Raw genomic sequence first — 6524 nt, forward strand, 5'->3', positions numbered from 1 at the left:
GCCACGGGGCATCCACTGTTCTCGGGGCTCTGAACGGCCGCGTTCGCGCACGCGAGCCGGGCCCGGTTCCGCCGAATGTCAGCGCTCATCTTGACGTTTCTGAGTTTTGTATACAGAATACGAGTCGAGTGATCCTCCGTGCCCCGCCCAGGGCCGGTCCCCGCAATGACGAAAGAGGTGGCGGAATGTCCCGCGCGAACTCGAAGATGAGGCGCCTGCTCGCAGTCGGTGCCGCAAGCGCCCTGCTGATCGGAATGGCCGCGTGCAGCGGGGGAGGTGAATCCGACTCCGACACCGTCGTCTGGTCGACGTGGGGAACTCCCGAAGAGCTCACCCGCTTCGAGGAGTTCAATGCCGAGTTCATGAAGCGCCACCCCGACATCACGGTCGAGCTCCAGCCGGTCGCGAGCTACTCCGACTACCACTCGAAGCTCCTCGCCCAGCTCACGAGCAACACCGCTCCCGACGTGTTCTACGTCGGCGATGACAAGCTCGGCCAGTTCGTCGACTCGAAGCGGCTCATGCCGCTGACGAAGCTCATGGAGTCCGACGCGAGCCAGACGAAGCCCGACGACTTCTTCCCGGGCCTGTTCGGTGCGGCCGAGCAGGACGGCGAGATCTACGCGGCGCCGAACGACTCGAACCCCGACGTGCTCTGGTACGACAAGGTCGCGCTCGCGGCCGCCGGTGTCACCGAAGACCCCGCGACCCTCGCCGAGAACGACGAGTGGACGACCGAGAAGTACCTCGAGATGAACGACAAGCTCGCCGAGGCCGGTCTCACGGGTTCGATGTTCTGGAACTACTGGGCGACGCACTACAGCTGGATCTCGGCGCAGGGCGGCACCGCCTACGACGAGTCGGGCGAGTTCGTCGGCAACGACGACACGACCACGGTCGACGCCGTCGAGACCCTCGGTGAGAACTTCCAGGACGGCACCTTCGTCGTCGCGGACACCCTTCCCGAGGGCGCCGGCGCCGACAGCGTGTTCGTCACCCACAAGGCGGGCTTCTTCGTGCAGGGCCGATACACGATCGGCACGGTCATGAGCGCCGGCGTGCAGGACGACTACGACATCGTGCGCTGGCCGACGCCCGATGGCGCCGCGGCCCCGACCGGCGTTGCCGCGTCGTACCTCGCGATCAACAACGGCACCAAGGCGAAGGACGCCGCGTTCACCTTCTGGACCGAGTTCCTCTCGGCCGAGGGTCAGACCTTCCGTCTGCAGGGCGGCGGCAACGCGGTTCCGTCGATCAAGGGCGCCGACGAGGTCGTGCTCGAAGACGGCTACCCGGCGCACGCGCAGACCTTCCTCGACATGCGCGACATCGGCTTCGCGAACTACGCGACCGAAGCCCGTGTGCCGGGTCTGTCGACCGACATCAGCGACCTGTTCCTCGCGCTCTACGAGGGCAAGTCCGACGCCCAGGGCACGCTCGACGCGGTCGCCGACCTCGTCGCCGAGAAGTCGGGTCAGTGAGCGGCGACCTGAGCATCGGGGCGGGCGGCGCGGCGGCAACCGCGTCGCCCACCGCACCGACCGCGCCGGGCGGGCTCCGCAAGGAGTCCGCCTGGCGGCGGCGCGACCGCCGTTGGGGCTATGTCTTCATCGGGCCGCAGGTCATCGGCATGGCACTGTTCGTGCTGCTCCCGTTCACCGCGAGCCTCGTGCTCGCGTTCACCTCGTGGGACGGCCTGACCGACCTCACGTGGGTCGGTTTCGAGAACTTCTCGGCGCAGCTGCAGGACGAGCTCCTGCTGCGCTCGATCGTGAACACCCTCCTCATCGCGATCATCACGGTGCCGATCGGCCTCGGTCTGGCCGTGGTCATCGCCGTGGCGCTCGAGAAGCTGCGCACGCGCACCCTGTACCTCATCCTCTTCTTCGCCCCGGTCGTGACGAGCACGGTCGCCGTCGCGATGATCTGGCAGCAGATGTTCCGCGTCGACGGCGTGCTCAGCCAGACGATCGCCAACGTGTTCGGCGTCGCGCCGCCCGACTGGCTCGGCGACCCGAAGCTCGCGCTCATCGCCGTCTGCATCGTGTCGATCTGGTCGGCGCTCGGACTGAACGTCATCATCTTCCTGGCCGGCCTGCAGAACATCTCGCCGTCGGTCATCGAGGCGGCCCGAATCGACGGCGCCGGCGTCTGGCGGCTGTTCCGCAGCATCAGGATGCCGCTGCTCTCGCCCATCATCTTCTTCTCGTCGATCGTCGCCTTCATCTCGTCGCTGCAGACCTTCGACACGGTGTTCATCCTCACCGCGGACGCCGGGCCCGACAACGCGACGCGCACGATCGTCTACCACATCTACGACCTCGGGTTCGGGCGCTTCGAGTTCGGCCCGTCGAGTGCCGCCTCCGTGATCCTGTTGCTGCTGACGCTCGTGATCACGGCCATCCAGTTCGGCGCACAGAAGAAGTTCGTGCACTACGAGGACGACGCAGCATGAGCACCACACCTCTTCGCGCCCCAGGGGCGCCGACCGATTCCACCATCGCGATGGTGGCTCCCGACCTCGAGCACCGCCCGGGCGGCGCCCGCACCGGGGCCGCGAAGCGTCGCGCCGGCAAGACCCTGCTGCACGTCTCGCTCATCGTGGCCGGCGTCGCGATGGTCTTCCCGTTCGTGTGGATGCTCATCACCTCGTTCAAGACGCTCCCGCAGCTCCTGCAGGACCCATTGAGCTTCTGGCCCGCGCCGTGGACGATCGACAACTACGTCGACGCGTGGAACGCCGTGCCGTTCGCGCAGGCCTACTTCAACAGCATCTACATCGCCGTGCTCGCGGTCGTCGGCACGCTGCTGACCGCGTCCATGGCCGGGTACGCGTTCGCGCGCATCAGGTTCCGCGGCAGCCGGGTCATCTTCATCGTGTTCCTCGCGACGCAGATGATCCCGAAGCAGGTCACGCTCGTGCCCTTCTACCTGCTGATGGCGCAGTTCGGCTGGGTCGACTCGCACCTCTCGCTCATCGTGCCCGCGATGCTCGTGAACCCGTTCGCCGTATTCCTCATGCGACAGTTCGTACTGTCGCTGCCGAAGGAGCTCGAAGAGGCCGCGATCGTCGACGGCGCCGGCCGGCTGCGCATCTTCTGGAGCGTCATCCTGCCGAACCTCAAGCCCGGCCTCGGCGCGCTCAGCATCATCGTCGCCCTCGACGTGTGGAACAGCTTCCTGTTCCCGCTCGTGCTGCTGAACTCGCCCGACCTGTTCACGGTTCCGCTGCTGCTCTCGAGCTTCCGCGGCCAGTTCGGCTCGCTCAACTACGGTCTCGTGATGGCGGCGTCGGCGGTCGCGACGATTCCGATGCTGATCGCCTTCGTGATCGGCCAGCGTCGCATCCTGAACAGCATGGCGGCGTCGGGGCTGGGCGGGCGATGAGCACAGCGGATGCCTCGGCGCTCGCCGCGCTCGCGGGCGCGCACCTCGATCTCGTGCGGGCCCCGTTCACGCTGCCGCGCTCACGCGTGCTCGTCTTCCGCGAGGGCGACGGGGTGCGCGTGCACACCTCGGAGTACGAGCGCTCGCTCGCCGAGTGCCGGGTGATCGACTCGCTCGTGGTGCGCGACGACTCGGGCGACGCGCTGCCGATCTCGCGAGTGCTGCCGCACGCGGTGGAGTTCGGGGGCGGCCGGGTGACGCTCGCGTTCGCGGGCACGGGCGCCCTCACGGTCGGCGTGACGGACCCGAACGATCGGGCGACCGTCGAATGGACGACCCCCGACGGAGACCGTTCGAGCATCGCGCTCGGCCAGGAGGCCGCCCAGGCGGTGCGGCTCCACATCGGCGCCGACCGCCGGGTGCTGCACGCGGCATCCACCGCCCATCTCGTCGATCTCGCCGAGAGCGAGGCGCTGTGGCTCGACTGGTTCGCGCGTTGCCCGCTGGTGCGCCGCGATCTGCAGTCGATGACGGCGTTCTGCTGGTGGGTGCTGGGCGCGAACATCGTCGAGCTGCCGGCGCTCGGGCGGGCCCGCGCCGTGGTGCCCTCGAAGATCGGCTATGTCGGGCTCTGGCAGTGGGACGCGTACTTCATCGCGGTGGGCCTGCGGCACGGCGACCCGGCGCTCGCGCGAGAGCAGCTCGAACTCGCATTCCGGTTCCCGAGCCCCGACGGGCAGCTGCCCGACGTCGTGCACGAGCACGGCGTGCTCGCGACGAGCGACGACCTGCCGCCCGGCGATCGCGAGACGCTGCGCCGTGCGGGGTCGGCCATCGCCGACCCCTCGGCTCCCGTGCCGCTCACGAAGCCGCCGCTCGCGGCCTGGGCGCTCGCGAAGGTGCTCGAGGTCGAGGAGGCCGACGACTGGGCGCGCGAGCAGCTCGCGACGATCCGCCGCTCGCAGGACTGGTGGTTCGCGGCCTCCGATCTCGACGGCGACGGCATGCCCGAGTACGCGCATCCGTACTCTTCGGGCCTCGACGACAGCCCCATCTTCGACGGGCCGCTGCCGACGACGGCGCCCGACCTCGGGGCGTACCTCGTGCGCCAAGACCTCGAGCTCGCCCGCTTCGCCGAGCGCTTCGGCGACGCGGATGCCGGAACGCACCGCGCCCGCGCCGAACGCACGCTCGCACTGCTGCTCGACCTCTGGGACGACGAGCGGGCGCTCTTCCGGGCCCGGGCCGCCGGCGCCGACGTCGCGAGCGACACGATCGTCGGGCTCATGCCGCTGCTGACGGGGAGCCTGCCCGAGCACATCGTCGACCGACTGGTCGCGGCGCTCGCCGACGAGCGACGGTTCGCCGCGCCCTGGGCGATTCCGACGGTCGCGGTCTCCGACCCCGATTTCTCGCCCGAACGCATGTGGCGCGGCCCGGTCTGGGTCAACACCAACGCGCTCGTCATCGAGGGGCTGCGGGCGTCGGGTCATGCCGGGCTCGCCCGAGACCTCGCCGAGCGCACGGTGGCCCTCGTCGTGCACGGCGGCGGGCCGCACGAGTACTTCAACCCCGAGACGGGCGAGAAGGCCCGCACCGCGACGACGGCGTTCGGCTGGTCGGCGGCGCTCTTCATCGATCTCGCGGTGGGGTTGTCGGTCGCGTAGCGAACGGTTTCTCACGGGATATCGCTCACCACGAGGCATCCGCCAATCGTGTACTGTATACAAAATACCAACGACAAAGGAGTCATCTTGAACGCGCGTACCCTGATCGTGCCGGTCGCGGCACTCGCCCTGCTCTCGGGCTGCACCATGGGCGCCGGCGCCCCGACCCAGGTCGTGCTCGACCCCGATGCGAAGGTGTCGGGCGAGATCACCGTGTGGTCGTGGGATGTCGCCGCGACGGCGCTCGACCGACTCGGCGACGAATTCGAGGCCGATCACCCCGACACGACCGTGAACGTCGTCGACGTCGGGTACGACAACGCGTACGACAAGCTCTCGGTGGGCCTCCAGGCCGGCAGCGGACTGCCCGACGTCGTGACGATCGAGACCGACCGCGCCCCCGGCTACATCAACGAGTTCCCGACCGGGCTCGCCGACCTCACGCCCGTGCTGGGCGAGGCCGAAGACGAGTTCGACCCGTTCAAGTGGTCGGCCCAGTCCGACGCCGACGGCGCGCTCAAGGTCGCGCCGTGGGACTCGGGCACCGTCGGCCTGTTCTACCGCGCCGACTACTTCGACGAGGCGGGCATCGACCCGGCCTCGATCGAGACCTGGGACGACCTCATCGCCGCGGGTGAGCAGATCAAGGCGACGACCGGTCACACGCTGCTCTCGCTCGACGTCGCGACGGGCGGCGGCTTCCAGATGCTCCTGCAGCAGCAGGGCCAGGGGCTCTTCGATGACGACGGCGACGTCACCGTCAACTCGCCAGAGGCGGTCGAGGCGCTCACGCTCCTGCAGACCCTCAACGACAAGGGCCTGCTGAAGAACGTCAAGGGCTGGGACGGCCGCGTCACGAGCGCCAAGGACGGCGACTCGGCCGTCACCCCCGAGGCGGTCTGGTGGATCGGCACGCTGCTGGGCGACGCCCCCGAGCTGAGCGGCACCTACGGCGTCGCCGAGCTGCCCGCCTTCGCGCCGGGCGGCGTGCGCACCTCGAACAGCGGCGGCTCGGGCCTGGCCGTGCCCACGCAGGCGAAGAACCCGCAGCTCGCCGCTGCGTTCGTCGACTACGTGCTCGCCGACGCCGACAACCAGGCTTCGATGATGGTCAACGAGGGCCTGTTCCCGTCGTACCTGCCGGCCCTCCAGAACGAGTACTTCACCGAGCCGCAGGAGTACTTCGGCGGCCAGCCGGTCTACGCGCTCTTCGCCGAGCAGACGGCGAACATCCCGCCGATCACCTTCACGACCGACAACGCCGAGGCGAGCGACATCGTCGCCAACGCGGTCGTCGCCGCGGTGCTGAACGGCGCCGACCCGCAGCAGGCGCTCGACGATGCAGCGAAGCAGATCGCCACCGCGACGGGTCGAGAGGTCGCGAAGTAACCATGGCCACGCCGACGCTCACCACGAGCGGGCGGGCGCAGGCCCGCGGCATCCGGTCGCGAAAGCCGGATGCCTCGGGCC

5 protein-coding genes are annotated in these 6524 nt (G+C 69.1%); all 5 read left to right on the plus strand.

Annotated features, from left to right (window positions below; all coding sequences use genetic code 11):
* The first annotated feature begins 185 nt into the window (after nt 1-185).
* The 5 genes from ACWGST_RS16790 (at nt 186) to ACWGST_RS16810 (ending at nt 6443) form a co-directional block, all read left to right on the plus strand.
* A complete protein-coding gene (locus tag ACWGST_RS16790) occupies nt 186-1481 on the plus strand; it encodes an ABC transporter substrate-binding protein (protein ID WP_452047810.1) in 1296 nt (431 codons plus the stop codon).
* Nucleotides 1478-2455, plus strand: coding sequence for a carbohydrate ABC transporter permease (locus tag ACWGST_RS16795; protein ID WP_452047811.1), 978 nt, complete (start codon nt 1478-1480; stop codon nt 2453-2455). The genes ACWGST_RS16790 and ACWGST_RS16795 overlap by 4 nt, the downstream gene beginning before the upstream one ends.
* The gene (locus ACWGST_RS16800) at nt 2452-3387 is read left to right on the plus strand and encodes a carbohydrate ABC transporter permease (protein WP_452047812.1); all 936 of its coding nucleotides are present in this window, start codon (nt 2452-2454) and stop codon (nt 3385-3387) included. The genes ACWGST_RS16795 and ACWGST_RS16800 overlap by 4 nt, the downstream gene beginning before the upstream one ends.
* A complete protein-coding gene (locus tag ACWGST_RS16805; protein ID WP_452047813.1) occupies nt 3384-5054 on the plus strand; it encodes an amylo-alpha-1,6-glucosidase in 1671 nt (556 codons plus the stop codon). The genes ACWGST_RS16800 and ACWGST_RS16805 overlap by 4 nt, the downstream gene beginning before the upstream one ends.
* An 87-nt stretch (nt 5055-5141) precedes the next feature.
* Nucleotides 5142-6443 (plus strand): ABC transporter substrate-binding protein, encoded by a 1302-nt coding sequence (locus ACWGST_RS16810; RefSeq protein WP_452047814.1) that lies wholly within the window; start codon nt 5142-5144, stop codon nt 6441-6443.
* The last annotated feature ends 81 nt before the right edge of the window (nt 6444-6524 follow it).

The sequence above is a fragment of the Agromyces sp. NPDC055520 genome, assembly GCF_053619715.1.